The 25,474-nt window shown below is 70.2% G+C and carries 29 protein-coding genes and 1 riboswitch; of the genes, 8 read left to right on the top strand and 21 right to left on the bottom strand.

Features of this window, described 5'->3' with window-relative positions:
• Positions 1-2: 2 nt before the first annotated feature.
• The 4 genes from ACQZ13_RS11090 to flgB all read right to left on the bottom strand — a co-directional run bounded on the left by ACQZ13_RS11090 (position 3) and on the right by flgB (position 2,878).
• Positions 3-1,211 (bottom strand): flagellar hook protein FlgE, encoded by a 1,209-nt coding sequence (locus ACQZ13_RS11090; protein ID WP_431051863.1) that lies wholly within the window; start codon positions 1,209-1,211, stop codon positions 3-5.
• A gap of 70 nt (positions 1,212-1,281) precedes the next feature.
• On the bottom strand, positions 1,282-1,944 hold the full coding sequence (locus tag ACQZ13_RS11085; RefSeq protein WP_431051861.1) for a flagellar hook assembly protein FlgD: 663 nt from the start codon (positions 1,942-1,944) through the stop codon (positions 1,282-1,284).
• A gap of 67 nt (positions 1,945-2,011) precedes the next feature.
• A complete protein-coding gene (flgC, locus tag ACQZ13_RS11080) occupies positions 2,012-2,437 on the bottom strand; it encodes a flagellar basal body rod protein FlgC (protein ID WP_431051859.1) in 426 nt (141 codons plus the stop codon).
• Positions 2,438-2,491: 54 nt separating this feature from the next.
• Positions 2,492-2,878, bottom strand: coding sequence for a flagellar basal body rod protein FlgB (flgB, locus tag ACQZ13_RS11075; protein WP_431051857.1), 387 nt, complete (start codon positions 2,876-2,878; stop codon positions 2,492-2,494).
• Between flgB and flgA the strand changes: the two genes are divergently transcribed.
• Complete coding sequence (gene flgA / locus ACQZ13_RS11070; RefSeq protein ID WP_431051855.1) at positions 2,877-3,656, top strand: flagellar basal body P-ring formation chaperone FlgA; 780 nt, start codon at positions 2,877-2,879, stop codon at positions 3,654-3,656. The two genes, flgB and flgA, sit on opposite strands and share 2 nt — an antisense overlap.
• A 23-nt stretch (positions 3,657-3,679) precedes the next feature.
• Here the strand turns inward: flgA and ACQZ13_RS11065 are convergent, their stop codons facing one another.
• Genes ACQZ13_RS11065 through ACQZ13_RS10985 form a run of 17 tightly spaced genes read right to left on the bottom strand, consistent with a single transcriptional unit; the run spans position 3,680 to position 17,921 of the window.
• Positions 3,680-4,528: a glucosaminidase domain-containing protein gene (locus ACQZ13_RS11065; protein ID WP_431051853.1), complete on the bottom strand. Its 849-nt coding sequence runs from the start codon at positions 4,526-4,528 to the stop codon at positions 3,680-3,682.
• Positions 4,515-4,979, bottom strand: coding sequence for a flagellar protein FlgN (locus ACQZ13_RS11060; RefSeq protein ID WP_431051851.1), 465 nt, complete (start codon positions 4,977-4,979; stop codon positions 4,515-4,517). The genes ACQZ13_RS11065 and ACQZ13_RS11060 overlap by 14 nt, the downstream gene beginning before the upstream one ends.
• Positions 4,976-5,278 carry a flagellar biosynthesis anti-sigma factor FlgM gene (gene flgM, locus ACQZ13_RS11055; RefSeq protein ID WP_431051849.1) on the bottom strand — a complete coding sequence of 101 codons (303 nt, stop codon included), beginning with the start codon at positions 5,276-5,278 and terminating at the stop codon, positions 4,976-4,978. Before flgM ends, ACQZ13_RS11060 begins: the two co-directional genes overlap by 4 nt.
• A 37-nt stretch (positions 5,279-5,315) precedes the next feature.
• Positions 5,316-6,416, bottom strand: coding sequence for a flagellar motor protein MotB (locus tag ACQZ13_RS11050; protein WP_431051847.1), 1,101 nt, complete (start codon positions 6,414-6,416; stop codon positions 5,316-5,318).
• On the bottom strand, positions 6,406-7,341 hold the full coding sequence (gene motA / locus ACQZ13_RS11045; protein WP_431051845.1) for a flagellar motor stator protein MotA: 936 nt from the start codon (positions 7,339-7,341) through the stop codon (positions 6,406-6,408). Before motA ends, ACQZ13_RS11050 begins: the two co-directional genes overlap by 11 nt.
• A gap of 42 nt (positions 7,342-7,383) precedes the next feature.
• Positions 7,384-8,109: a FliA/WhiG family RNA polymerase sigma factor gene (locus ACQZ13_RS11040; protein WP_431051843.1), complete on the bottom strand. Its 726-nt coding sequence runs from the start codon at positions 8,107-8,109 to the stop codon at positions 7,384-7,386.
• Positions 8,110-8,116: 7 nt separating this feature from the next.
• Entirely contained in the window at positions 8,117-8,626 is a 510-nt protein-coding gene (locus ACQZ13_RS11035) for a flagellar basal body-associated FliL family protein (protein WP_431051841.1), read from the bottom strand.
• On the bottom strand, positions 8,623-9,894 hold the full coding sequence (locus ACQZ13_RS11030) for a flagellar hook-length control protein FliK (protein WP_431051839.1): 1,272 nt from the start codon (positions 9,892-9,894) through the stop codon (positions 8,623-8,625). The genes ACQZ13_RS11035 and ACQZ13_RS11030 overlap by 4 nt, the downstream gene beginning before the upstream one ends.
• Positions 9,891-10,223 (bottom strand): hypothetical protein, encoded by a 333-nt coding sequence (locus ACQZ13_RS11025; RefSeq protein WP_431051837.1) that lies wholly within the window; start codon positions 10,221-10,223, stop codon positions 9,891-9,893. The genes ACQZ13_RS11030 and ACQZ13_RS11025 overlap by 4 nt, the downstream gene beginning before the upstream one ends.
• A 13-nt stretch (positions 10,224-10,236) precedes the next feature.
• A complete protein-coding gene (fliS, locus tag ACQZ13_RS11020) occupies positions 10,237-10,623 on the bottom strand; it encodes a flagellar export chaperone FliS (protein WP_431051835.1) in 387 nt (128 codons plus the stop codon).
• A gap of 26 nt (positions 10,624-10,649) precedes the next feature.
• Positions 10,650-12,008, bottom strand: coding sequence for a flagellar filament capping protein FliD (fliD, locus tag ACQZ13_RS11015; protein ID WP_431051833.1), 1,359 nt, complete (start codon positions 12,006-12,008; stop codon positions 10,650-10,652).
• On the bottom strand, positions 11,998-12,495 hold the full coding sequence (locus tag ACQZ13_RS11010) for a hypothetical protein (protein WP_431051831.1): 498 nt from the start codon (positions 12,493-12,495) through the stop codon (positions 11,998-12,000). Before ACQZ13_RS11010 ends, fliD begins: the two co-directional genes overlap by 11 nt.
• Complete coding sequence (fliI, locus tag ACQZ13_RS11005; protein ID WP_431051829.1) at positions 12,492-13,823, bottom strand: flagellar protein export ATPase FliI; 1,332 nt, start codon at positions 13,821-13,823, stop codon at positions 12,492-12,494. The genes ACQZ13_RS11010 and fliI overlap by 4 nt, the downstream gene beginning before the upstream one ends.
• On the bottom strand, positions 13,820-14,620 hold the full coding sequence (fliH, locus tag ACQZ13_RS11000) for a flagellar assembly protein FliH (protein ID WP_431051827.1): 801 nt from the start codon (positions 14,618-14,620) through the stop codon (positions 13,820-13,822). The genes fliI and fliH overlap by 4 nt, the downstream gene beginning before the upstream one ends.
• The gene (locus ACQZ13_RS10995) at positions 14,617-15,654 is read right to left on the bottom strand and encodes a flagellar motor switch protein FliG (protein ID WP_431051825.1); all 1,038 of its coding nucleotides are present in this window, start codon (positions 15,652-15,654) and stop codon (positions 14,617-14,619) included. The genes fliH and ACQZ13_RS10995 overlap by 4 nt, the downstream gene beginning before the upstream one ends.
• Entirely contained in the window at positions 15,638-17,554 is a 1,917-nt protein-coding gene (gene fliF, locus ACQZ13_RS10990; protein WP_431051823.1) for a flagellar basal-body MS-ring/collar protein FliF, read from the bottom strand. Before fliF ends, ACQZ13_RS10995 begins: the two co-directional genes overlap by 17 nt.
• A 19-nt stretch (positions 17,555-17,573) precedes the next feature.
• Positions 17,574-17,921 carry a flagellar hook-basal body complex protein FliE gene (locus tag ACQZ13_RS10985; protein WP_431051821.1) on the bottom strand — a complete coding sequence of 116 codons (348 nt, stop codon included), beginning with the start codon at positions 17,919-17,921 and terminating at the stop codon, positions 17,574-17,576.
• Positions 17,922-18,485: 564 nt separating this feature from the next.
• A riboswitch (cyclic di-GMP riboswitch) is annotated at positions 18,486-18,602 on the bottom strand.
• Positions 18,603-19,007: 405 nt separating this feature from the next.
• Between ACQZ13_RS10985 and ACQZ13_RS10980 the strand changes: the two genes are divergently transcribed.
• Genes ACQZ13_RS10980 through ACQZ13_RS10950 form a run of 7 tightly spaced genes read left to right on the top strand, consistent with a single transcriptional unit; the run spans position 19,008 to position 25,368 of the window.
• A complete protein-coding gene (locus ACQZ13_RS10980) occupies positions 19,008-19,889 on the top strand; it encodes a FliM/FliN family flagellar motor switch protein (RefSeq protein WP_431051819.1) in 882 nt (293 codons plus the stop codon).
• A 6-nt stretch (positions 19,890-19,895) separates the two neighbouring features.
• Positions 19,896-20,237 (top strand): FliM/FliN family flagellar motor switch protein, encoded by a 342-nt coding sequence (locus ACQZ13_RS10975; RefSeq protein ID WP_431051817.1) that lies wholly within the window; start codon positions 19,896-19,898, stop codon positions 20,235-20,237.
• Positions 20,234-20,986, top strand: a complete 753-nt coding sequence (gene fliP / locus ACQZ13_RS10970; protein WP_431051815.1) for a flagellar type III secretion system pore protein FliP — start codon at positions 20,234-20,236, stop codon at positions 20,984-20,986. The genes ACQZ13_RS10975 and fliP overlap by 4 nt, the downstream gene beginning before the upstream one ends.
• Positions 20,983-21,252 carry a flagellar biosynthesis protein FliQ gene (fliQ, locus tag ACQZ13_RS10965; protein WP_331613048.1) on the top strand — a complete coding sequence of 90 codons (270 nt, stop codon included), beginning with the start codon at positions 20,983-20,985 and terminating at the stop codon, positions 21,250-21,252. Before fliP ends, fliQ begins: the two co-directional genes overlap by 4 nt.
• A 12-nt stretch (positions 21,253-21,264) precedes the next feature.
• On the top strand, positions 21,265-22,065 hold the full coding sequence (locus tag ACQZ13_RS10960; protein ID WP_431051812.1) for a flagellar biosynthetic protein FliR: 801 nt from the start codon (positions 21,265-21,267) through the stop codon (positions 22,063-22,065).
• The gene (gene flhB, locus ACQZ13_RS10955; RefSeq protein WP_431051810.1) at positions 22,058-23,206 is read left to right on the top strand and encodes a flagellar type III secretion system protein FlhB; all 1,149 of its coding nucleotides are present in this window, start codon (positions 22,058-22,060) and stop codon (positions 23,204-23,206) included. The genes ACQZ13_RS10960 and flhB overlap by 8 nt, the downstream gene beginning before the upstream one ends.
• Entirely contained in the window at positions 23,203-25,368 is a 2,166-nt protein-coding gene (locus ACQZ13_RS10950) for a flagellar biosynthesis protein FlhA (protein ID WP_431051808.1), read from the top strand. The genes flhB and ACQZ13_RS10950 overlap by 4 nt, the downstream gene beginning before the upstream one ends.
• Positions 25,369-25,474: the final 106 nt, after the last annotated feature.

Here is a 25,474-nt window from a genome sequence, read left to right as displayed (position 1 = left end):
GATCACACCGCCTGCATCAGCGCCTGCATCATCTCGTTCTCGGTCGAGATGAGCTTGGTGTTGGCCTGGTAGTTGCGCTGCGCGCTCATCAGGCTGACGAGTTCGCCGGTGACGTCGACGTTGGACTGCTCGATCGCGCCGGCGCTGAGCTTGGACGCGGTGCCCGCGCCCGGGCGCGCATAGAGCGCCACGCCGCTGTCCAGCGTCGCCGTCCAGCTGGTGTCGCTGATCGGCTTGAGCGCGCTCTCGTTGGCGAAGGTCGCCAGCGCGATGGTGCCGACGGTCTGCTTCTCGCCGTTGCTGTAGTTGGCCACCAGCGAGCCGTCCTCCGACAGGCTGGTGCCGGTCAGCGTGCCGGCGGCGTAACCGTTGGACTCGTTGGTGCGGGTGGTCGTGTCGCCGGAGAACTGCGTGGTGCTCGTGTAATCGATGCGCATCGCGATGGGCGCGGCGCCGTTGGCGGGCGCGGCGTTCAGCGTCACGGCGGGCACCGCGGTCAACTGGCCCTGCGCGTCGAAGTTCATCGTCGCGCCGACGCCGGCCGGGGCCGCGCCGTCGAAGCTGTAGTACGCGTTGACGGCGCCGACGCCGGTCTTCACGAAGTACTGCGTCACGCTGTGCTTGGTACCCAGCGAGTCGTACACCACCGAGGTCACCGAGCTGTTGTAGCTGCGCGAGTCGTCCTTGTCGAAGGGCGTGAGCGCCGGCACGGTCCAGTCGGCGCTGAGGTTGCCGTTGTAGGTCAGCACGTCGCTGGGTTGCGCCGGAATCGTGCCGGCGTTGACGCGCAGGTCGCCGAAGGCGCCCAGGCCGGCGCCGGGCAGCGGGCGGCCGCTGGCGTCCAGCACGGCGGCGTAGCCCTGCGCCTTGCGGCCCAGGCTGTCGATGACGTTGCCGTCCTTGTCGACATCGAACAGGCCCACGCGGGTGAACACGGTCTGGCCGTCGTCGCCCTTGACCGCGAAGAAGCCGCGGCCCTGGATCATCGCGTCCATGCCGCGACCCGTGTTGAACAGGCCGCCACCGGTCTGGATGCTCTGCGAGATCGATCCGACCTCCACGCCGGTCGCGTGGCTGTCCGCATACATCGACGAGAAGTTGCTGCGGCTGGACTTGAAGCCGTAGGTGCCGGAGTTGGCGATGTTGTTGCTGATGGTCTCCAGGCTGGCGTTGACCGCGTTGATGCCCGAACGTGCGATTTCGAAACTCATTGGGGGCCTCCGAAGGCGTTGGATGCAGGGAACTCGAGAAACTCGGGGAAGCGGGAGGAACGCGGTCGCGTCAGGACGCGGCGCGGCCCTTGAACTGGGTGATGGCCTGGCTGGTGACCTCGCCCACGCCGGCGAGCTGCAGCATCACGCCGCCGTCGGCGGACAGGCGCACGCCGTCCAGGCGGGCGACGGTCTCCAGGCTGACGTCGCGCTTGTCCTTGGCCTCGAACTTCAGGCTGTACTGGCCGTCGCGCAGGCCCAGCCTGGCCGGGTCCAGCGTGTAGCCGTGCTCGCCCTTGCCGAGCGAGCCGAGATCGATGCGCTGCTCGGTGCCGTCGCCGCCGGTGACGACCAGCGTGTTGGCCGGGCTGCTCGCATCCAGCGTGTAGCGCAGCTCGACGGGCTCGCCCTGCAGCTGCACCTGCGAGACCGTGGCCTGCAGCGTCGAGCCGACCTGCGCGCCCAGCGTCATCAGCTGCAGGCTGGCCAGCATGCTGGCGTTGGTCTGGCCCTGCGAGGTGAGCTTCTGCATCGATTCGACCTGGCTCAGCTGCGTGAGCTGGCTGACGAACTGCGACGGGTCCTGCGGCGAGAGCGGGTCCTGGTTCTTGATCTGCGCGACGAGCAGCGTGGTGAACAGGTTGCTCAGGCCTCCGCTGTCGCCGTTGCCGGCGATCGCAGGGGAGGACGACGCGCCGTTGCCGGTCGTGTTGTTGTTGACGGAAGTGGTCATGTCGGGGGCTCCGTGGCGTTCGGGGTCAGGTCTTGATCCGGGCGATCTGGCGACGATCGGGCGTCGATCAGCTTTCGCCCAGACGCAGCAGCGACTGCTGCATGGACTTCACGCGCGACAGCACCTCGACGTTGGTCTCGAAGGCGCGCGAGGCGGACAACATGTCGGTCATCTCGGCGACCGGGTTGACGTTGGGATAGAAGACCTCGCCGTTCTCGTTGGCGAGCGGGTTCTCGGGCTCGTAGGCCTTGCGCAGCGGCTCCTGACTCTCGACGACGTCCAGCACCTGCACGCGCGTGCCGGCGAGCTGCTGATCGCCCAGCCCTTCGCGCGCGGCGAGAGCGGCGAACACCGGCTTGCGCGCGTGGTACGTGGCGGTCTCGCTGCCGGCGGCCGACTGCGCGTTGGCCAGGTTGCTGGCGATGGTGTTCAGGCGCACCGTCTGCGCGGACATCGCCGAACCGGCGATCTGGCTGATCTGCTTGAAGGACATGGGAACGACTCCTGGGCGGCTGGCCGTGGTGACTGGCGAGGTGAGCGCCGGTGGTTACTGGCCGCTGATGGCCTTGGCCAGGCCCTTGAGCTTCATGTTCACGAAGCTCAGGCTGGTCTGGAAATCGAGCGCGTTCTGCGCGAAGGCGGCCTGCTCCACGCCGAGCTCGACGGTGTTGCCGTCCTGCGCCGGGTGGTAGGGGACGCGGTACTTCACGTCCTGGTCGCCGGTGTCGAGTGCGAGCTCGCCGTTGAAACCATCGCCCGATCCGTCGCCCGAACCCAGTGCGCTGCGCAAGGACGCGGCAAAATCGATGTCGCGCGCCTGATACCCCGGCGTGCTGACGTTGGCGATGTTGGAGGCGAGGACCTTGGTCCGCTCCGCGCGCAGACGCAGCGCGTCGTCATGCACCCCGGCCGCCTTGCTGAAATCGATGCTCATGCGCGACTCCCTCTCTGCTTTCGTTGCTGTGTTCCGTCCGCCGTTGATCGCCGTGGCGATCTCAGCGTTGTCCTTGCCCTGCGGGGTGACGGCCGCCCCGGCCGCGAGTCCCGCATCGAATGCGCCCGGTGCTTCCAAGGACGGCACCGCCGCGCTCGACGCCCAGGTGCTGGACACCGCCCGCAGCGCCTTGCTGGACCAGGCCCAGCAGTCCGGCCTGATCTCGCCCGAGTTGCAGCTGCTGCAGCCCGCACCGCGTCCGCGCCCGGCCTGCCCGGCCGGCTGGGACGTCGCGCTGCAGGACAGCCGCAGCCTGATGCGCCTGCGCCTCGTCGCCCGCTGCACCGACGACGCCGCGCGCGTGCCGCCGCAGGACTTCCTGCTGCGCGCGACGCTGAGCGCCGAGGTCCTGGTCGTCACGCAGGGCGTGGCCAGCGGTCAGCCGGTGACCGACGATCAGCTCCAGCTGCAGCGCCGCGACATCAGCCAGACGCCCGACGCGTTGTCCACGCTGGAGCCCGGCTTCGCCGCGCGCACGACGCTGCGCCCGGGCCAGCTGCTGCAGAAGCGGCTGCTGGCGGCGGCCATCGTGGTGAAGCGCGGCGACGCCGTGCGCATCCAGGCCAGCCGCGGCGGCGTCAGCGTCGAAGGCGCCGGCGAGGCGCTCGACAGCGGCGCGCGCCAAGGCCTGATCCGCGTGCGCAACAACGCCAGCGGCCGCGTGATCCAGGCGCGCGTGCTGGACACCGGCCTGGTCGAGCCCGCCGAGCTGCGCTGACCCCTTCACGACGGAAACGATCGTCATTTCGAAGCTCCTCCCGCTCGGGCTGCTCGGGTCGATGCACCTGACGTGACCGACATCGGTGCGGTCGTCGGCACCGCGCCGGCCTGCGCCGACACGCGCGCCGCCACCTGCGCGAGCTTCTGTGCATACGCCGGATCGGTGGCGTAGCCGCCGCGTTGCAGCGCGGCCCCGTAGGCCTGCGCATCTGCGCCCGCATTGAGCGCGGCTTGGTAACGCGGGCTGGTGCCGACCAGCCGGGCCAGATCGTCGAAGGACTGCGACGGCGACGCGTAAGCGCGGAACGCCTCGCTGCGCGCGACGGGCGCGCCGCCTTCGAATTCCGTGGTCATCGCCTGGGCGACGGCGCCCTGCCAACCCGTGGCCTTGATGCCGAAGTAGTTGTGGCTGCTCGCGCCGTCCGCCGCGCGGATCGGCGAACGGCCCCAGCCCGTTTCCAGCGCGGCCTGCGCGGTCAGCACCTCGGGCGCGACGCCCAGCTTCGCGCCGGCGCTGCGCGCCAACGGCAGCATCTCGTCGATGAACGCCTGACGCTGCGCCTCGCTGACGCCGTCGTCGGCGGAACCGCCGGTGCCCGGCGCCGAGTCCATGCCCGCCACCGACTGCGATCGCGCGCGGCCCCACGCCCCTTCGGGACTGAGTCCACCGCCGGAACCGCCGTCGCCCTGCTCGATGTAGCGGACGACGTCGCGATTCAATTCGTTGAACAGCGCGTCGAAGCGCGGCGTGCCGAAGGCGCCCGTGCCAGCGGGGCTTGCGGCACCGACGGCGCCGGTTGCGCGCGCCGGCGTGACCTGCCCGCCCGGCAGCGACGGAAACTCACCCGCCCGGAAATCAACGTTCCGCATAGATGTGATCCTCGCGGCCCAGCAGCTGCTGCATCAGCGCCTGCTGCTCGCCGATCAGTTGCGCGTTGCGCAGGTTCATCGCCTTGCACTCGGCCAGCGCGCGTTCGATCGCGCGGCGCAGCGTCGCGATCGGCTCGGCCGTCGCGGCGGGCAGGCGTTCCAGCAGTGCGCGCAGGCTGGGCTGCGCGGCACGGCCCAGCAATCCGACCAGCAGATCGCGGCGACGCGTGCGCTGCGCCTCCATCTCCGCGGCCTGCGCGAGGATCTCGGCGGACAGCGCCGCCATCGCCTCGGCCTCGTGGCGCAGCGCGGCGTGGAACTGGCGGTCCAGCAGCGCGCGCAGCGTCTCGTAGCCGCGCAGGTCCTGCGAGAGCCCGTCGAGGAGCTGCTGCAGCATCACCGCGGCGGTGCTGTCGGCGCGGCGCGCCGTGCGGGTCAGCGTGGCGGTCACGCGCGGCCTCCGTGATAGCGCTGGATCAGCTGCGACAGGCGATTCGCGTCGAACTTGATCTCGCCCTTCGCCAGCGCGTCGCGCAACGCGGCGACCTTCAGCTCGTCGACCTCCGGCATGGCGGCCAGCGCGGCCTGCGCAGGCTTGAGGACCTCGCTGGCGAGCTCGCCGGCCAGCATCGCGGGACCCGACGACGGCCCGGCGACCAGCGCAGCGCTCGCGCGATCAGTCGATTCGACGGACGCCGACGACGTCGTGCCGGCGGCGGGGTTCAGCGGGTTGTTGCCTGTGATCTTCATTCGTTCACCCTTGGGTCTGGTGCGCATGGGGCCTCCGTCAACGGGAGGCCGCCGGAGCGGCGGGCGCGGCGGGAGTCGTGGTCGTGGTGGGCGTCGCTGCCGTCGCTGCTGTCGCTGCCGCGGCGGCCGCGCCCGTCGCCGGCGCCTTCGTCAGCGCGCCGCGCACCTGTTCGGCGGCGTCGCCTTCGCGGCCTGGATCGCGCAGCCCGGCCGGGCCGAACATCCCGGCGATCGCCTGTGCCTGCCTGGCGGTCAGCAGCATCAGCTCGATGCGGCGATTCGCCGCGGCGGTCGGTGCGAGCGGATCCAGCGGCGCGGCGTCGGCCATGCCGGAGACCTGCAGCACGCTGGACTCGGGCATGCCGCCGATCAGCAGTTCCTGGCGGGCCGCCATCGCCCGGTGGCTGGACAGCGCCCAGTTCGTGAAGGCGCCCGGGGCCTTGTCCTGATAGGTCGTCGCATCCGTGTGACCGACGATCAGCAACTGGTTGCGGATCTCCGCCAGCAGCGGACCGAGCTTGCGCAGCAACGCGCGCAGCGGCGCGCTCGGCTGCGCGCTGCCGCGCTCGAACATGCCGCTGGCCTCGGTGTCGTGCAGCTGCAGCCGCAGACCCTGCGCCGTGACGGCGCTGCGCAGGTGGCCCTCCAGACCCTCTTCCGCGGCCAGCGCGGCGATGCGGCGCGCCAGCGCCTGCAGCTGCTCGGGCGAGTCCAGGCTGGGCCGGCCCATGCGCGCATCGGTCGAGCCGTGCTGAGGATCGCCGGGGCTGGGTTCCTCGCTGCGCGCCGGCACCGGGTGGCGTTCGATCATGCTGCCGCGCGAGCCCGCCGCCAACGAATTGGTCAGCCCCTGCCCGTCCTCGATCAGGTTGGCGCCGGCGTTCTGCAGCACGATCTGCATGCGCTCCGCGTTGCGCGAGGCCAGCAGCCACAGCACGAGGAACAGGCACAGCAGCGCCAGGCAGAAGTCGGCGAAGGCGACCTTCCACGCGCCGCCGTGGCCGTCGTCCTCGGCGCGGCGCGAGACGCGCTTCACCACCGTCGGGTGGTGATCGCGCGCGCTTTTTCCGCCGGGGCTGCCAGCGCCGCCCATGCCCTGGAGGCCGCCCGGGCCGATGGACACGACCTCAGGCTGCACGGCGTTCTCCTTCGCCCGCCGGCCGGTCGCCGGCACGGCGGCGCGGTGCGGCGGACGACGACTCGTCGCCGTTGAGCGCGTCGATCCAGCTTTCCAGCAGCGCGAAGCTGGGCTTGATGTTGAGCTGCACCAGCCGGCGGCCGGCGTCGATCGCCAGCAGCGGCGGCTTGCCCGACACATGCGTGACCAGCACCACCTTCACCGACTCCAGCGAGGACAGCTCGTGATGCACCAGCTGCTTCATCATGTTGGACAGCGGGTCCATCACGCCGTAGCAGAAGAAGATGCCGATGAAGGTGCCGACCATCGCGGCGGCGACCATCACGGCGATCTCGCCGGTGCCCGCGCCTTCGGCGACGTGGTTCATCGCCATCACGATGCCCAGCACCGCGGCCAGGATGCCGAAGCCCGGCATCGCCTCGGCGATCTTGTGCAGCGACTTGGACGGCTGGATCAGTTCGTCGTGGATGGCTTCGAGCTCCTGCTCCAGCACGCCTTCGAGCTCATGCGCGTTGATCTTGCCCATCGCCATCAGCCGGAAGTTGTCGACGATGAAGTGCAGCAGCTTGCGGTTCTCCAGGATCAGCGGATAGCGCTGGAACAGCGCGCTCTCGTGCGGCGCCTCGACGTGCGCGTCCAGCGCCTTGAGGCCGCCGGCGGCCGTCTGCAGCAGCTCGTACATGAGCAGCAGCAGCTGGCGCTGGAACTCCTGGCCGTGGTCGCTGCGGCGCACCAGCTTGCGCAGCTGCAGCAGCATCTCCGACAGCACGTGGCGCGGATTGCCCAGCACGATCGCGCCGACCGCGGCGCCGACGATGATCAGCAGCTCCACCGGCTGCCAGATGACCTTGAACTGGCCGCCGTGCAGCATGAAGCCGCCGAAGACGCAGCCCAGGACGATCGCGATTCCGACGAGTGCCTGCATGTCCGTTTCCTTGTCCTTTCCCTTTTCCTGTCGCGCCGGTCCTCAGACCTGCTGCAGGAAGGCGCGCATCTTGGCGAGCGCGGCCTTGTTGATCTGGGAGACGCGCGCCTCGGTGAGATCGAGCACGGCGGCGATCTCCTTGAGGCTGGCGTCGAATTCGTAATAGAGCTGGATCACGCGCTGCTCGCGCTCGTTGAGCGCCGTCAGCGCCTGCGCGATCGAGCGCGTGACCATCAGCTGCGCCTCCGGGTTGCGGTGCTCGCTGGGCAGCTGCGCGAGTTCCTCGACCAGTTCGTCGAAGCTGGCCATCTCCTCGGCGACCTCGGCCTGGAGGAAGTCCTGGTACTGCTGCGGCGTGAGCTTCAGGTGGCGCAGGATCTCGGCCTCGGTCGCCTCGCGGCCGAGCTGCCGGGTCAGCGCGCGCAGCGCGTCGCGCTGCCGGTGGCTGTCCTGGCGCACCGTGCGCGGCCGCCAGTCCTGGCGGCGCAGCTCATCGAGGATCGCGCCGCGCACGCGCAACGCGGCGAAGGCGCCGAAGCCCGCGTCCGGCGTGCCGTAGCGGCGCAGCGCCTCCAGCAGGCCCATCAGCCCGACCTGCGCCATGTCCTCGCGGTCCATCACCGCGCTGGCCTGCGCCGACAGCTGCCGCACCACCCGCTTGACCAGCGGCGCGTACTCGCGCAGCGCGCGCTGCTCCATCGCGGCGCCCTGCTCGGCGCCGAGGCCCGCCGTCGCGACGGCGCCCCATTCGGCGTAGGCGTGCTGCACAAGCCCCTCACTCGATGATCAGCTTGCCGATGAGCGCCTCGGCGAACGGCGCCTCGCGCCGGTCCGCGGCGTAGCTCTCGGCATAGGCCTGGTTGAGCAGCTGCGCGAACTGGTCGACGCTCATCGCCTGCGCGCTCTCGACGGTGTGCGTGGACAGCGCCTTCACGGCCACCGTGCGCAGCAGCGGCAGGTGGTCCTTGGTGCGCTTCTCCTGCTCCGGCAGCGTCTTGAAGACGATGTCCACCGCCATGTAGTGCGACACCGCGGACCCGTTCGGGCCGCGCAGCATCACCAGCACCTTGTCCAGCGTCACGTACTTGTAGTCCGGCGCGGGCTCGCCGTCGTCCTTGGACGCGTTGGCGTCCTTCGCGTCCTTGCCGGCGTGAGCCGCGTCCGCGCCTGCCGCCGCGCTCTTCGTGCCGTCCGACTTCATCCACCACACGGCGGCGCCGGCACCGCCGGCGGCCAGCAGCGCGACAACGGCGATCACGCCGATCAACTTGATCCTGCTCTTCATCGCGAAGTCCTCGTGTTGCCGCTCACGGTGCCGATGACGCCCGTACTTCCGGCCGTCGATCCACCGGCGTTGCCTGCCAGCGCGTCAGCGAATCCGTAGGCGGAGGAACTTGCCGCAGCGCTCTGGTCCTCGTCCTGCAGCGCGCGACCGGGCTGACGTTGCGCGTCGCGCTGTTGCCCGTTCGACTGCGGTTGACCGCCAGCGGCCGCGCCGTCGCGGCCTCGGCCGTCGCCGGCGGCCTGCGCGCCCGAGGCCACCTGCACCGAGACCTCGCCCGCATGGCGCTGCACCAGTTCTTGGCGAAGCGGCTCGGCGATCTGGCGCAGCTGCTGGCGCACGTCGTCGTTGCTCGCGGACAGCTGCACCTGCAGCGCCCCGCCCTGCTGGCGGATGTCGATCTCGATGCGGCCCAGCTGCGGCGGCGCCAGATGGAGCCGCGCGCTGTCCGCGCGCTGCGCGATCTGCAGTTGCAGCCGGTCGCCCAGCGCCTGCATCAAGGGCTGCTGCCAGGCCTCGCGCGCGGCAGGCAGCGTGAGCGTCGAACCCATCGCATCGCCACCGTCGGCGAACGCCGTGCCGATCGCGTTGGCCGAACCCGCCGGGCTCGCCGACGCCATGGCGGTCATCAGGTCGGCGCTCCAGCGCGGCAGGCCCTGCCAGGCCGGAACGTCCGCCGGCATCGATACGGCGTCCGACCCGGGAATCGCCAGCAAACTGGCGAGGTCCGTCGTCAGCGCCGACTTGGACGCAGCCTGCGACGAGGACGCGGTGGCGCCGGCCACGTCCGAAGAAGCGGTGGACACCGGGACCGATCGCGACGCTGACGCCGCCGGCATGGCCGCGGGAATCGGTGCGGGAATCGCCGTGGGCATCAGCATCGCCAGGATCGGCGTGGGCGTCACCGCCGGCATCGCCGCCGAGCGTTCGTCGTCAACCGCGTCGACCGGCACATCGCCGTCAGCCGCGACCGCAGTCGCCTTCTTCGACGGTCCGCGGCTCAACATCTCGTCGAGCGCCTGCATCAACGCGGTGTCGAGCACGTCGACGGGCGCGTCGTCCGGCACCGCATCCGACGTCTCATCCGACGCCTCGCCCGGCTTCGGCAACGACATCGCCGGCGCCTCGTCCTTCGTCTTCAGGAGCGGGGCGAACGGCAAGGCCGGCGCGACGGCCTTCGTGGCGTTGGCGGCGACTGTCGCACTGCCGACCGCGAGCGTGGGAGCAGCCGGCGTGTTCATCGCGGCCAAGGGATTCATCGTCATCGTCATGCTTGCGCCTCCGTGCCCCAGTCGGCGGACTCCGCATACGCGGACCACCCCTGGCGCTGCTGGCGCATCTGTTCCAGCGTCTGGCCGACGCGCTCCAGTTCGCGCTGGCAGTCGCCGCTGATCTGCCGGTGGAGCTGGCGTAGCTGCTGCAGGGCGGTGCGCTCGCCGGGCGTCAGCGCCGCGGCGTCGAGGCCGCCCAGCCACTGCGCCAGCTCGGCGTCGGTGCGGGCCAGCGCGGTCCAGTTGCGCTGCGCGCAGGCGTCGCGCAGACGCTCGCCGAGCCTCTGCAGGCGGGCGGTGACGGGAAGGTTGCGCAGGGTCTGGGGCATTGCCGTTCCTTCCTCAGCCGTGACGGGCCTGCACGCCCAACCAGCCGCCGCGGATCTGCGCCAGCAGGCCGCGGACCTCGTCGACCGGGGCCACGTCCAGCTCGACGCCGGCGCGGTACAGCCGCTCGGCGCAGTAGTCGTACAGCCGCGCGAGGCTGGCGACGACCTCGCCGCCCGCGTCCAGGTCCAGCGCGCTGGACAGCCCGTTGATGATGGCCACGCACTTGTCCAGGCTGGCCGCCTTGAGCTCGAAGCGCCGCGCCTCGATGTGGGCGCGGGCGCGCGCGAGCTCGTCGAGCAGGCCGTCCATCAGCACCAGCACCAGCTGAAGCGGCGAGGCCTGCGCGGTCTGCGCCTGCAGATGGACGGACTGATAGCTCTGGTAGGCGTCGTGGCTCATCGTGGGGTCATCGGTCTTCCCGGCGCTCAGGCCGAGACGGCGTCGAACAGGCTGCTGGTCCCGCCCAGTTGCGACTGCAGGTTCTGCAGCTGCGTGAACTGTTGGAGGTAGCGCGTGTACGCCTGGTTGTATTGCTGGTCGAGACGCAGCTGGCGGTCGCTGATGCTCTTCTGCTGCGACTGGATCGTGGTCTGGCGCTGCTTGATCTGGCCGTTGGAACTGTTGGTCCAGGTGTCGGCGAGCTTGTCCATCGCGCCGAGCAGCCCCGAGGCGGCGGACAGCGAGGTCGTGCCCATCAGCTTGTCGAGCGCGTCCGGCGCGGTCGAGAGCGCCTTGGTCAACTTGGCGCCGTCGAGCTTGGCGCTGCCGTCGCGTTCGATGGAGACACCCAGCGTGCGCAGGTTGGCGCCGGCGTAGTCGCTGCGCAGCACGTTGCCGATGCGGTCGCGCAGCGCGCGCACGCCGGCGTCGCTGGCGAAGGCGCCGTTGGCGGTGCCTTCCTTGCCGACGACGGTCAGGTCGTCGAGCGCCTTCTCCAGCGTGTTGTACGCGTCGACGAAGCTCTGCAGCTTGGCGCTGGTGGCCGAGTCGTCGCGGGCGACGCTCAGCGTGACGGGCGATTCGCCGGCGGCCTGCGCCTTCTTCAGGGTGACGGTCACGCCCTGGATCGCGGTCACCGTGTTGCCGGCCTGCTGCAGCCGAACGCCGGTGCCCTGCGCGCCCAGCCAGACGACCGCGTCCTGCGCGCCCACCAGCTCCTTGCGCTTGGTGGTGTCGTCCAGCGCCGTCTTCAGCGGGCCCGACAGGCCGGAAGTGTCGATGGTCAGCTTGCCGCCCGCGCCGCTGACGCCGGAGCTCAGCACCAGCTGCGTCGCGCCGCCGACGGTCACCACCATCGCGGTGGCGCTGCCGCTGGCCGCGGTGTTGATCGCGCGGGCGATCTCGGTCTGCGACAGCGTGCCGTCGCCGTCGCCGTCGGCGCTGGCCAGGTCGACGTTGAAGCTGCTGCCGTTGGCCAGTTGCACGGACATGCTGCCCGGGCCCGCCGGCACCGCCGGCAGGTCCTGGAAGGCCACCTGGTGCGTCGTCGCCAGCTGCTCGACGAACATGGGCGTGCTGGTCGGCTGCGCGCCGCTCGCCGCGGTCGCCGTCATGACCGTGCTGTCGCTGGGCGTGGCGCTGTACTGCGTGACCGCCTGGCCCGGCTTGGACGACAGGGCGGCCAGCGCCGTCTTGAACGCGCTGAGCGCGCTCTGCAGCTTGGTCAGGCCGGTCGATGCGGCCTGCGCCGCCTTGGTCTGGGCGTCCAGCAACGTCTGCGTCGGCTGCGTGTACGCGGTGGCCAGGCTGGTGGCCGTCGAGGTCGGATCGAAACTAGTCGCCATGGCGGGCTCCTCCACAAGGTCCGGGGTTGAGACTTCCCTGGTGGTGGGCGACCGGCTCGCGGCAGAACTTAAGTCCCGCGATCTCGTCCTGCGCTTTCTGTTCCTTGCGGATCGACTCCACACGGACGCGCTCGTCGGCGCGCTGCATGAGCTGGCGCAGCGTCTCCTGCTTGCGCGCGGCGGCCAGCGTGTCGGCGCGGGCGAGTTCCAGCTCGGCCTGGCGGCGCGCCAGCTCGGCGCGCTGCTGGTCGGCCCAGCCGCGCATCGCCTGCTTGTAGGCGGCGCTGTTCTGCGCCAGGCCGGGCAGCGCGACGCCGCTCAGCGTGGCCTGCGCGCCCAGCGCGTCCAGCCGCTCGACGGTGCCCTGCACGCGCCGGCACAGCTGCTGCTGCGCGACCAGCTTCGCCTGCTGGCGATCGAGCTGGAGCTGCTGCAGTTCGGCCAGCCTGCCGAGGCTGCGACGCAGCGAATCCTGGCTGCCGCTCATGCGAGCACCTCCGTCAGTTGGGATTGCGAACGCGCCAGCGGCGCCCCCTCGTGGGTGCCCTGGTGCAGGAAGGCCTCGATGCGCGGCCACAGCGCGACGGCGCGGTCGGTGGCCGGATCCGCGCCGGGCACGTAGGCGCCCAGCGGCATCAGCTCGCGGACCTGCTCGAAGCGGGCCATCAGCTGCTTGAGCTCGCGCGCGGCCTGCTGCTGGCCGCGGTCGGCGACCAGCGCCATGCAGCGGCTGATCGACTGCGCCACGTCGATCGCGGGGTAGTGGCCGCGCTCGGCCAGCGCGCGCGTCAGCACGATGTGGCCGTCCAGGATCGCCCGGGCCGTGTCGACGACCGGGTCCTGCTGGTCGTCGCCCTCGGCCAGGACCGTGTAGATCGCGCTCATGCTGCCCTCGCCCTCGCCGTTGCCGGCGCTTTCGACGAGCTCAGGCAGCAGGCTGAAGACCGACGGCGGATAACCGCGCGTGGCCGGCGGCTCGCCCAGCGCCAGTGCGACCTCGCGCCGCGCCATCGCGTAACGCGTCAGCGAATCCACCAGCAGCAGCACATGCTGGCCCTGGTCGCGGTAGTGGGCGGCGATGCTGTGGCACAGCTCGGTGGCGCGCAGGCGCATCAGCGGCGACTCGTCGGCCGGCGCCACGACGACGACCGCGCGCGCCAGGCCCTCGGCGCCCAGCGACAGGTCGATGAACTCGCGCACCTCGCGGCCGCGCTCGCCGATGAGGCCGACGACGACCACGTCGGCGACCGTGTTGCGCGTGATCAGCCCCAGCAGCACGCTCTTGCCGACGCCGGAGCCGGCCATCAGCCCGACGCGCTGGCCGCGGCCCAGCGTCAGCAGGCCGTTGATGGCGCGCACGCCGACGTCCAGCGGCTCGTGCACCGGCTTCTTGCGCAGCGGATTGACCTTGGGCGGCACCATCTGCAGCGGCAGGTCGCCGCCCAGACGCCCACGGCCGTCGATCGGCTCGCCGAGCCCGTTGACGATGCGGCCCAGCCACTGCGGGCCGATCATCAGCGAGGAGCGCTCCGGCGCGGGCAGCACGCGCGCGCCGGCGGCCAGGCCGTCGGGCTTCTTGAACGGCATCAGGTAGGCGACCTGGTCGCGGAAACCGACGACCTGCGCGGCGAGCCAGCCGTCGGGCGCGCCCTCGACCGCGCCTTCGAGCCGTTGCTCGATCAGGCAGCGCTGGCCGGTGCGCAGCGTGCAGCCGCTCGCCTCGAGCAGCAGGCCCGAGGCGCCGACGAGGCGGCCGGTGGGCGTCGACACCGGCACGTCACCGAGTTCGACGCGACGCAGCGCGTTGCTGATCATCGGGCGCCCTCCCCGGTCGCGCCGAGCGCATCGAGCGCGCCGGCGGCCGTGGACGCATGCGCGTCCGGATCGACGTACGAATGCGATGACGATGAAGCGCCATCGGCGCCGCCATGCGCGTCCATCGTCGCCTCGGGCATCAGCTGACCCCGGACCTGGTCCATGCAGGCGGCCAGGCGCTGGCGGCAGCCGGCGTCGGCCTCGCGACCGCCGGCGATGACGCGGCACTCGCCCGGATCCAGCGAGGCGTCGGCATGCAGCGTCCACTCGTGCACGCGCTCGGGGCCGAGCTCCAGCAGGCGCTGACGATCCTCGGGGTTCAGGAAGACCTCGACGCCGTCGCGCGCCGGCGGCATGGCCGACAGCGTCTCGTCGACCAGCGCCATCAGCTGCGTCGGACGCAGCGTGAGTTCCGCGCGGATGACCTGGCGCGCGACGCGCTCGACCAGCTCGACGACCTCGCGCCGCACCGCGGATTGATAGTCCTGCTGCAGCTGGCAGAGGTGCGTGAGCAGCGTGTCGACCGCCGCCACGGGGCTGACCAGCAACGCCCGCGCGTCCTCGCGACCGGCGGCCAGGCCGTCGGCATGGCCGCTGGCCTCGGCGGCGCTGCGCGCCTCGTCGGTGCCGGTCTGCAGGCCGCTCGCATACCCTTCCTCATAGCCCTTGGCCAGGCCCTCCTGGAAGCCCTGCGCAAGGCTGGCCTGCAGCTGCGCGCCCGACTGCCCGTCGAGCAGCGAGGAGACGCGGCCGACCTGGGCCAGCGGCGGGAAGCGGTGCGGGCGCGGCGTCTTCATTCGACGACGTCCTCGGCGAACAGCTGGACCTGGATCTCGCCCGCGTCCACCAGCGCCTTGACCTGCGCCATGATCTCGGCGCGCGCCTGCTCGACGCGGCTCATCGGCATCGGCCCGCCGCGGCGCATCAGGTCCTCGAAGCTCTGCGCCTGGCGGCGCGGCATCGCGGCCAGCAGCGCGTCGCGCACCGGCGGCTCCGCGCCCTTGAGCGCGACCGCCCACAGCTCCAGCGGCACTTCCTCGATGAGTCGCGTCAGCGTGGCCTCGCTCTGACGCGAGAGCATGAAGAACTCGTACATCGAGGACTCGATCTCGCCGACCACGCCCGGGTCGTGCGCGCGCAGCAGCTCCACCATCTGCTGGCGCTGGCCGGGCATGCGGTTGAGGATCTCGGCGACCTGCTTGACGCCCTCGACGGTCGCGCCCTGCTGGCCGAGGCCGGCGAGGCAGCGCTCGACGAGGTCGTCGAGTTCCACCAGCAGCTCGGCGTCGACCTCCGACAGCCGCGCCATCTGCAGGAGCACGCGGTCGCGGCCGCCGGCGGGTCCTTCCGGCAGCGCGGCGACGACGTCGCCGGCCAGCGCGCTCGGCAGGAAGGCGAGGAACACCGCCTGCATGCGCTGGTGCTCATGGCTGATCTGCTCGGCCAGCCACTTCGGCGAGGCCCATTGCAGGCGCTGCATCTTGGGCCGGATCGCGTCGCCGTAGATGCTGTTGAGCACGCTGGACGCGATCTGGCCGCCGAGCGCCAGGTCCAGCGAGCGCTTCAGGTAGGTGCGCGACGCGCCGTGCACGCCGCTCTGCTCGCGGTAGTCGTCGAAGAAGGTCTGCAGCGAGGCGCGCACCCAGTCGACCTTGATGCCCGACAGCCGCGACATCACCTGCGTGACGTCCAGCAGTTCCTCGCGCGACAGGCAGCGCAGCACGGCGGCCGCGGGCTCCTCGCCCATGCTCAGCAGCACGATGGCGGCACGCTCGACCGGGCTCAGCGACGCGGCGCTGCCGGGCGGAATGAAATCACTCGCTTCGGCCATTTTTCTTCTGCACCCATTGCTTGACGACTTCCGCCACCCGCTCCGGCTCCTTGGCCGCGAGCACCTTCAGGTGGTCCACCAGCACGTCCACCGGAGAACCCGGCGGCGGCAGTTCGTAGTTCTCCAGGAGCGTGGTCACCGCGGAGCCGGACGAGCCCGTACCTGTCAGCGCGCCGCCGTGCAGGCCACCGGCCGGGCCGCCGAGCGCCGGAGTGCCCTCGCCCGCCAGCGACATCCCGGCCTGAGCGCCGGAGCTCACACCACCGGACGCGCCGGACAACGGCTCCAGCGGCGTGATCTCGGGACCACCGCTGCGATCGGCGCGGTCGGCGCGGCCGTCGTTGCGACCCTCCTTGCGCTTGTCCTTCTTCCGCGCGCCGCCCATGCCCAGCGCGTGCTGGCCCATGCGCAGCAGCGGACGCGCCAGCAGCAGATAGCCGAGCAGCGCGGCCAGCGCGTAGGCGCCCCAGCCGCCGAACTCGACGATCGTGTCGCGCTGCTGGTACCAGGGCTCGACCACCGGCGGCGCCGGGAAGGCCAGCGTGGACACGCTCAGCTTGTCGCCGCGCTGCGTGTCGATGCCCAGCCCGCCGTTCAGCAGCTTCTCGATCTTCTGCAGGTCGGCGGGCGTCCAGTCCTTCGCGCCGCCGGGCGCGGCCGCGGTGTTGAGCAGCACGGCCACGCTCAGCCGCTCCAGCCGGCCGCGGCTCTTCTTCACCTGCGTGATCGAGCGGTCGTAGGCGTACTGGCGCGTGGAGGCGTTCTTGCGCGCGGTGTTGCTGTTGGCGTTCGCGTTCGCGCCGTTGGGATCCTCGCCCTGCCCCGCGGAGGCGGCGGCCGCCGCCGCCAGCGCGCCCGGCGCGCGGTTGCTCAGAGAGCCCGGCACGCCCAGCGCGATGCGCTCGCGGTCCTGCTCCTCGCGCATCGCCTCGTTGGTCAGCTTGGGCGCGTCGCCGTACTGCTCGCGGGTTTCCTGGACGCGGTCGTTGTTGACGTCGGCGGTGACGCTGAGGCGATAGTTCTGCTCGCCCAGCACCGGCGCCAGCAGCTCGTGCACGTTGCGGCGGATGTCGTCCTGGATGCGGCGTTGTGCCTCGTTGCCCTGCGCGCCGCCGTCGAAGCCCTCGCTCATGTCGACGCGCGCCGACAGCAGGTTGCCCTGCTGGTCGACCAGGCTGACCCGCGTCGGATCGAGGTTGGCCACCGAGCCGGCGACCAGGTTGATCGCCGCGGCGATCTGCTCGTGGTTGAGCGAGCGCCCGGGCTTGAGCGTCAGCACCACGGAGGCCGAGCTCTTCTGCCCGTCGTTGAGCACGAAGGAGCTGCTCTTGGCGACGGACAGATGGACGCGCGCGCCTTCGACGGCGTCCAGCGCCATCATGCTCTGCGCGAGTTCGCCTTCGAGGCCGCGGCGGAAGCGGATGTCCTGCACGAACTGGCTCACGCCGAGCGGATCGTTCTGGTCCATCAGCTCCAGGCCGGCGGGCAGCTTGGCCACGACGCCCTTGGCGGCGAGCAGCATGCGCGCGCGACCCAGGTCCGCATCGGGCACCAGCACCTGGCCGCTCTCGGGATGCAGGCGGTAGGCGATGTGTTCGGCGTCGAGCACCGACAGCACGTCGGCGGTCGGCACATGCTCGCGCTGACCGAAGACCGGCTTGTAGCCGGCCTGGTCGCGCCACAGCAGCATCAGCACCAGCGCGGTGACGACGGTGGCCAGGACCAGCAGCGGCGCCAGCCCGCGCAGCCCGGCACCGGCCGCCGGTCCAGCCTGGTGGAGGCCGCCCAGCGCCTGGCCGAGACGGCGGCGCCACGCGGGCGTGCCGCTGTCGGCGGCGTGGCCGGTCGCGTTTCCGGACGCGTTTCCGGACGCGTTCTGGAGGGTCTGCAGCTCGTTCATCGTGGTCGTCCCGCAGGCCTCAGAGCTGCATCTTGATCAGCTCGTCCACGGCGCCCGCGACCTTGTTGCGGACCTGCATGAGCATGGAGAACGACAGGCTGGCTTCCTGGCTGGCGAGCATCGCGCCGACGAGGTCGTCGCTCTCGCCGCGCTCGACCGCTTCCATGCGGGCGGCGGCGGCCTGATCGCGGTCGTCCACGCGCCGCAGCACCTGCTCGAAACCCATCGAAGACAGGTTATCGACCGAGCCTGCTCCGACGCCGTGTGAAAGCGCTTGCGCATCCTGCTGCAGGCGCACCGCGTCCTGCTTCAACAGGGATTCCATCGCCGACTGGCCGACGGCGGCGTTGAGCGTCAAAGCTGACATACCTTTGCTCCGGGCAATAAGGGGCCTGACCACGCCGGACGGCGCGGGTTTTCCCGTGACCATTCATTGACCTCATCCGTCCATACCCTGCGGTTAATGGACCGACCTGGTCGGCTCTCTCTTCAATCTCCATCGCGGAGATTCACGACGGATTCGAATGTCGCTTCTCTATTTGTCACCGCGTTGTGGTTGCGTATTTTTGCGGCGACATACGATCGATATTTACAGACAGTTTCATTCCCATCAGTTCCCAGAATTCAGGACGAAGAATCTCCCTCGCGCCGGATGGGCTGCGATATTGATTCAGCGAGTTTCCGAGGAATATCCGGAACCCATGCGGCAGCGCGACCGCATTCGGGCCGGTCGATGCCGCGGATCAGCGTCCGACAGCACCGTCCCGGGGCCGGGTCAGGGAATGAAGAGATGTCTGTGAATGACCATGTCCGTCCTCTCTCTGCAAGACGGGCGCACCTCGGCGAGGGCAGGCAGGGTCACAACAAGCCCGGGTGAGGCCTGGCAGGCGAGCGCCTTTGAACCACGCGTCACGCGGCTCGCAGACTCAGGTCTGGCAACCCCGCTATCGTGGTCCGGCGTTCTGCTGGAAGAGTTTCCAGCGAGCGCCCGACGGTAGACCGGAGGCTTTGCGACCCCGGCTTTCGCTCGGGTGTGCCCTGATGTGTCCGGACTGTAGCCACTGTGAGCGTGCGCAACAAGAACCCATTTTGCACCGCACCAAAACAGCGTACGACAGCGTGACGGATGTCACGAACTGCCGTCGATATTCGAATCGCGATGATCCGCAGTTCGCGCATTTGCCTCGGATTAAGACGGTTTTGTTTCAGCATTGATAAATGTGAAAAATAAACCACCCGTGGTGCACCGGGTTATTGAACGACGCGATCCTCACCCGACTTAAGCGCACCTTTTCCGCGATGTGCGATTCGCAGCCGACAGTTTGTGATTTATTCCCCGCGGAATTCAAACCAACAGTTCCAATGCTGGCCGGAATCACCAGCGATTCCTAGAATTCTCATGGTTATGGCGTGAATGCCATTCCCAGCGCCGCCCACTTATCTGGAACCACGGATGAACCAGCCCCTCACCGCGACGCCGCACCGTCCCGCCGCGCTCGATCCGCGCAGCCTCGGCCGCCCGGTACACCTGCTGCCGCAGGTGGCGCAGCGCCTGCGCGAGGCGCTCCAGCGCCTGCTTGTGCAGCCGTGGAACCGCCGCTATCACAGCCGCCATGAACTGCACGCGCTGACGCTGCGTCCGCTGGACACGGCGCCGCAGGAGACGGGCGAGTCCCCGCGCTGGCTGCGTGCCACCGGGCCTTCCGGTCTGCTGGCCTGCCACATCGACCGACCGCTGGTGCTGGCCTTGATGGCCAAGCGGCTGGGCCTGGGCGCGGACACTGCGCTGGCCACAGCCGACACACCGCCCACCGCGACCGAAGACCGCCTGCTTCACCTGCTCGCCGGCCAGTTCGCGGGGCTGTGCGTGCAATGGCTGGCGCAGGCTTCCCGTCCGGACGCCGAGGGCCCGCAAGACCTGACCCCCGAGAACGATCCGCCGCCGCTGCAGGGCGGCGCCCTGCCTGCCTTCGGCCCCGACGGCTGGGAGCTCGTCGCCTCGCTGCGCGACGGCGACCAGGAAGCCTCGATCTCGCTGGCCCTGTCCGGCGCCTACCTGCTGCCGTTGCTGCGGCAGCTGTCGGCCCGGCAGCGTCCGTCGCGGACGGCGGCGCAACAGCAGCCGCTGGACCGCCGCCTGGCGCTGACGCTGCAGGCGCGGCTGCTGGAGCGCGAACTGGACCTGGGCGCGGTGCTGGACCTGCGCCCCGGGACGCTGATCCCGATCCGGCTGGCCGACGCGACCGTGATGGTCGAGGGCTCGCCGCTGATGAGCGCGGCCGTGGCCGAACACCAGGGCAAGTTGTGCCTGACCTCTTTCCAAGACCTGGAGTGATTGATGATGAGCGATACCGATCTGATCGCCGGCCTGCTGGACGAACCGGTGGCGGAAGACGCCCGGGTCGTCGAGTCGCGCCCCGCCGGCCGCGACCTGCCCGCGCTGATGCGCAAGATCCCCGTCACGCTGACGCTGGAGGTCGGCGAGGCGCGACTGTCGCTGCATGACCTGGCGCAGCTGCAGGCCGACAGCGTCGTGGAGCTCGACACGCTGGCCGGCGCGCCGCTGGTGATCAAGGTGAACGGCACGCCGATCGGGCATGCCGAGGTGGTCGTCAGCGGCGACAGCCACGCGCTGCGCGTGCTGGACATCGACGGGCTGGACCTGGACCGGCTGGGGTCATGAGGACAGGACGCGCGATCGCCGTGGGCGCAGGCGCCGTCGCGCTTGCGGCCCTCGCGGCCGACCCGGCGACGGCGGCGATCCGCATCGCCGGCGCCGGCGCGGGCGGCGGCGACTTCACCTTGAAGACGCAGGTGCTGGTCATCATGACGCTGCTCGGGCTGCTGCCCGTGCTGGTGCTGATGATGACGAGCTTCACCCGCTTCGTGATCGTGCTGTCGCTGCTGCGCCAGGCGCTCGGTCTGCAGCAGGGCCTGCCGAACCGGCTGGTGACGGGCATCGCGCTGATCCTGACCCTCCTGGTGATGAAGCCCATCGGCACGCAGGTCTACGAGCAGGCGATGCTGCCCTACGACAGCGACAAGATCACGCTGATGCAGGCGCTGGCGATCGCGGAGAAGCCGATTTCGCGCTTCATGCTGGCGCAGACCGGCAAGAGCGCGCTGGCCCAGATCGCGCAGCTCGCCGGCGAGACCGAGGTCGCCAGGCCCGAGGACCACAGCTTCCCGGTGAAGCTGGCGGCCTTCACGCTGTCGGAGCTCAAGACCGCGTTCCAGATCGGCTGCATGCTCTTCATCCCCTTCCTGGTGATCGACCTGGTGGTGTCCTCGGTGCTGATGGCGATGGGGATGATGATGCTGTCGCCGCTGGTGATCTCGCTGCCGCTGAAGCTGCTGCTGTTCGTGCTGGTGGACGGTTGGACGCTGACGGTGAACACGCTGGTGTCCAGCGTGCGCGGGGTCGCGGGATGACGCCCGAGATCGCCGCCGACCTGATCGGCGAGAGCCTGCACCTGACCATGCTGCTGGTGCTGGTGCTGATCCTGCCGGGGCTGGTGACGGGCCTCGTCGTGGCGCTGTTCCAGGCCGCCACGCAGATCAACGAGCAGACGCTGGCCTTCCTGCCGCGGCTGCTGGTGACGCTGCTGGTGCTGGGACTGGCGGGCCGCTGGATGGTGGGCCTGCTGATGGACTACTGCGTCTCGATCTTCGAGCGCGCGGCGCAGCTGGCTTCGTAGCGGAGCCGCCCCGTGGACATCGATTTCAGCCAGCTCACCGCATGGCTCAGCGCGCTGTGGTGGCCCTTCTGCCGCATCCTGGCGATGCTGGTCGCCGCGCCCACGATGGGCGACGCCGGCATGCCCATGTCCGCGCGCGTGCTGCTGTCGCTGGTGCTGGCGGTGGTCATGATGCCCATCGCGCAGTCGACCGCGGTGGCGATCCCCGTGTTCTCGATGCAGGGGGTGCTGGCCGCCGCCGAGCAGGCCGTCCTCGGCCTGGCCATGGGGCTCACCTTCCACCTCGCGATCGCGGTGATCGGCGTGCTGGGCTTCCTGCTCTCCTCGCAGCTGGGCCTGGCGATGGCGGTGATGAACGATCCGATCAACGGCAGTGCCTCGGACGTCGTGGGCGCGCTGCTCAACATCCTGTGCGTGCTCGCCTTCTTCGGCATGGACGGCCACCTGCTGTTCACCGCCGTGCTGGGCGAGAGCTTCCGTGCCTGGCCGCTGGGCGCCGGGCTCTCGCTGTTGACGCTGCAGAACCTGGCCTACAACCTCGCGTGGGTGTTCTCGGCGGCGCTGCTGCTGGCGCTGCCGGTCGTGGCGGCGACGCTGGTGGTGCAGCTGGGCATGGGCTTCCTCAACCGCGTGGCGCCGGCGCTCAATCTGTTCTCGCTGGGCTACTCGCTGGTGACGATCTTCGGGCTGTTCATGCTGACGCAGATGCTCGCGAACGTCCCCGCGCACTACCTGCGCATGACGCAGCAGCTGCTGCGCATGCTGGAGCAAGGCATGCGCGGCGTGCCCGGTGTCGGAGGGGCCCATGGCTGAGTCCGACACCGCCGACAAGAGCGAGAAGGCCTCCGAGCAGAAGCTGCGCAAGGCGCGCGAGCAGGGCCAGGTCGCGCGCAGCAAGGACATCGGCGCGGCGATCGGCCTGCTGGTCGGGCTGAAGCTGCTGATCATGATCGCGCCGTCCTATCTGGAGGACTTCGCGCGGCTGTTCCGGCTGGCGCTGGCGCCGCTGGACGGCAACGACGCGCTGCTGGGACTGGACGCGCTCTGGGGCGAGGCGGCGCAGGAGTCGTTGTGGCTGCTCGCCAGGATGGTGATGCCGTTGCTGGCGCTGCCGGCGGCGGTGATCCTCGCAACGCAGCTGGGCGGCGGCCTCGTGTTCACGCCTTCGCAGTGGGCGCCGAAGTTCTCGAAGCTCAATCCGCTGGGCAACCTCGGCCGGCTCTTCAGTGCCAAGCATTACACCGAGCTCGCCGCGACCTTGATGAAGACGGGCGGCGTCCTGGTGGTGCTGTACTGGGTGACCACCGCCTACGCGGCGCAGTACGTGCAGCTGCAGGCGCTGAGCCTGCCCGTGGCGCTGGCGCGCGCGGCCTCGCTGGTGATGGACGGGCTGCTGACTTTGGCGGCGGTGCTCGCCTTCTACGCGCTCATCGACGTACCCTTGCAGCGCCTGCTGTTCCTGCGCAACCAGCGCATGAGCAAGCAGGAGGTCAAGGAGGAATACAAGCAGAACGAAGGCCGGCCCGAGGTGCGCCAGCGCATCCGGCAACTGCAGCAGCAGCTGGCGCGGCGCAGCGTGCGCAAGTCCGTGCCGGAGGCCGACGTCGTCATCGTCAACCCGTCGCACTACGCGGTCGCGCTGCGCTACGACAGCAGCAAGGCCGAGGCGCCCTACGTCGTCGCCAAGGGCGTCGACGAGATGGCGCTCTACATCCGCTCGCTCGCGCGCGAGCACCGCGTGCAACTGCTGGAACTGCCGCCGCTGGCGCGCGCGCTCTACAACAGCGCGCAGGTGCAGCAGCAGATTCCCGCGTCGCTGTACCAGGCGGTCGCGCAGGTGCTCAGCTACGTGATGCAGCTGAAGGCCTTCCACGCGGGCCGCCGCCCGACCGAACCCAGCCTGGCGGACGACCTGCCGGTGCCGCGTCATCTCTCCGATCCGGAGTCCGAATGAAGTCTTCCCCGCCCTCCTCGTCCGCGTCGTCCGCATCGTCCGGCGCTTCCTCACGCGCCGGCGGAACTTCCCGCTTCGGCCGCTTCGGTCAGCAGCTGCGCGACCTGCGCGTGGCGGCGCCGCTGTTCCTGCTCGCCATCCTGGCGATGGTGATCCTGCCGCTGCCGCCGGTGCTGCTGGACGTGCTGTTCACCTTCAACATCGTGCTGTCGCTGGTGGTGATCCTGGTCAGCGTGAACAGCCGGCGGCCGCTGGACTTCTCGATCTTCCCCAGCGTGATCCTGGCGACGACGCTGATGCGGCTGTCGCTGAACGTCGCCTCCACGCGCGTGGTGCTGCTGCACGGCCACGAGGGCACGCACGCGGCGGGCAAGGTGATCGAGGCCTTCGGCAACGTCGTCATCGGCGGCAACTTCATCGTCGGCCTGGTGGTGTTCGTGATCCTGATGGTGGTGAACTTCATCGTCGTCACCAAGGGCGCGGAGCGGATCTCGGAGGTCTCGGCGCGCTTCACGCTGGACGCGCTGCCCGGCAAGCAGATGGCGATCGACGCCGACCTCAACGCCGGCCTGATCAACCAGGACCAGGCGCAGAAGCGGCGGCAGGAGGTGGGGACCGAGGCGGACTTCTACGGCGCGATGGACGGCGCGAGCAAGTTCGTGCGCGGCGACGCGATCGCGTCCATCCTGATCCTGCTGATCAACCTGGTGGGCGGCGTGGCGATCGGCGCGCTGATGCACGGGCTGTCGCTGGGCGAGGCGATCCGCCAGTACGGGCTGCTGACGATCGGCGACGGCCTGGTCGCGCAGATCCCGGCGCTGCTGCTGTCGGCGGCGGCCGCCATCATCGTGACGCGGGTGAGCGACTCGGGCGAGTTCGAGCAGCAGGTCAGCGATCAGATGCTGGCGTCGCCGCAGGTGCTCTACAGCGCGGCGGGCGTGATGGGCGTGCTGGCGCTGATCCCGGGCATGCCGTGGCTGGCGTTCGGCGCGTTCGCGGTGGCGCTGGCGTATGCGGCGTGGCGGATGGGGGACCGCTCGCGCGACCGCATCCAGCCGGCGGTGCCGGTGGAGAGCGCACTGGTCGCCGGCACGCCGCCGGAGATCGACTGGCGCGCGCTGCCGGTGGTGGAGGCCGTGTCGGTGAGCCTGGGCTACAAGCTGGTCGGGCTGATCGATCCGGCGCAGGGCGCGCCGCTGCAGACGCGGGTTCGTGGCATGCGGCAATCGCTGAGCGAATCGCTGGGCGTGCTGCTGCCGACGCTGTCGGTGCGGGACGACCTGTCGCTCAAGCCGAGCCAGTATGCGATCTCGCTGAGCGGCGCGGTGGTGGCGCAGGCGGAGGTCTATCCGGACCGGCTGATGGCGATCGCGTCGGGGCAGGTGTGGGGCGACGTGGACGGCATTCCCGGTTTCGATCCGGCGTATGCGATGCCGGTCACCTGGATAGACGCGGAGCACAAGGCGCACGCGCTCGGTCTGGGCTACCAGGTGGTGGACGTCGCGAGCGTGGTCGCGACGCATGTCTCGAAGGTGCTGCGCGAGCAGTTGCCGGAGCTGCTGAAGTTCGACGACATCGCGGCGCTGATGGAGCGCCTGAATGCGATCGCGCCCAAGCTGGGCGGTGCGCTGGACAAGGCGTACACGCATGCGCAGCTGCTGAAGGTGATGCGGCTGCTGTTGGCCGAGGGCGTTGCGGTGAAGGACATCCAGAGCATCGCGTCCACGCTGGTGGAGAACGCGGAGGCGACCAAGGATCCGGTGCTGCTCGCGGCGGAGGTGCGTTGCGCGCTGAAGCGCCAGATCGTGTCGCAGCTGCAGGGGCCGCAAGGAGCCTTGAGCGCGCTGAAGGTGTTCAATCTCGGCAGCGATCTGGAGAACCACCTGCTGAACGCGCTGAACCAGGCGCGCGCCGGCGGCGCGAAGGTGCAGCTGGACAGCTACCCGGTGGATCCGCAGCTGCTGTCGCAGCTGCAGCAGCACATGCCGGGGGCGCGGGATCAGATGAAGTCGCTGGGCGCGCCGCCGGCGCTGCTGGTCATGCCGCAGGTGCGGCCGCTGCTGGCGCGATACGCCCGGCTCTTCGCACCCGGGCTGGCCGTGCTCTCGTACAACGAGGTGCCGGATCAGAAGGAGATTGCGGTGGTGGGGACCTTGGGGTGAACATCTTGGCCGATGCGATCCTGCAGCCCCCAAGCGTCCTACCTCCGTTGCTCCACTGTCTCACTCCGTGGAGCGATTACGATCCCCCAAAGGTGCCAGCCTCACG

The sequence above is a fragment of the Roseateles sp. L2-2 genome (assembly GCF_050613215.1).
Taxonomy (GTDB): Bacteria; Pseudomonadota; Gammaproteobacteria; order Burkholderiales; family Burkholderiaceae_C; genus Roseateles; species Roseateles noduli.
This window is presented reverse-complemented; position numbering and strand designations above follow the sequence as displayed.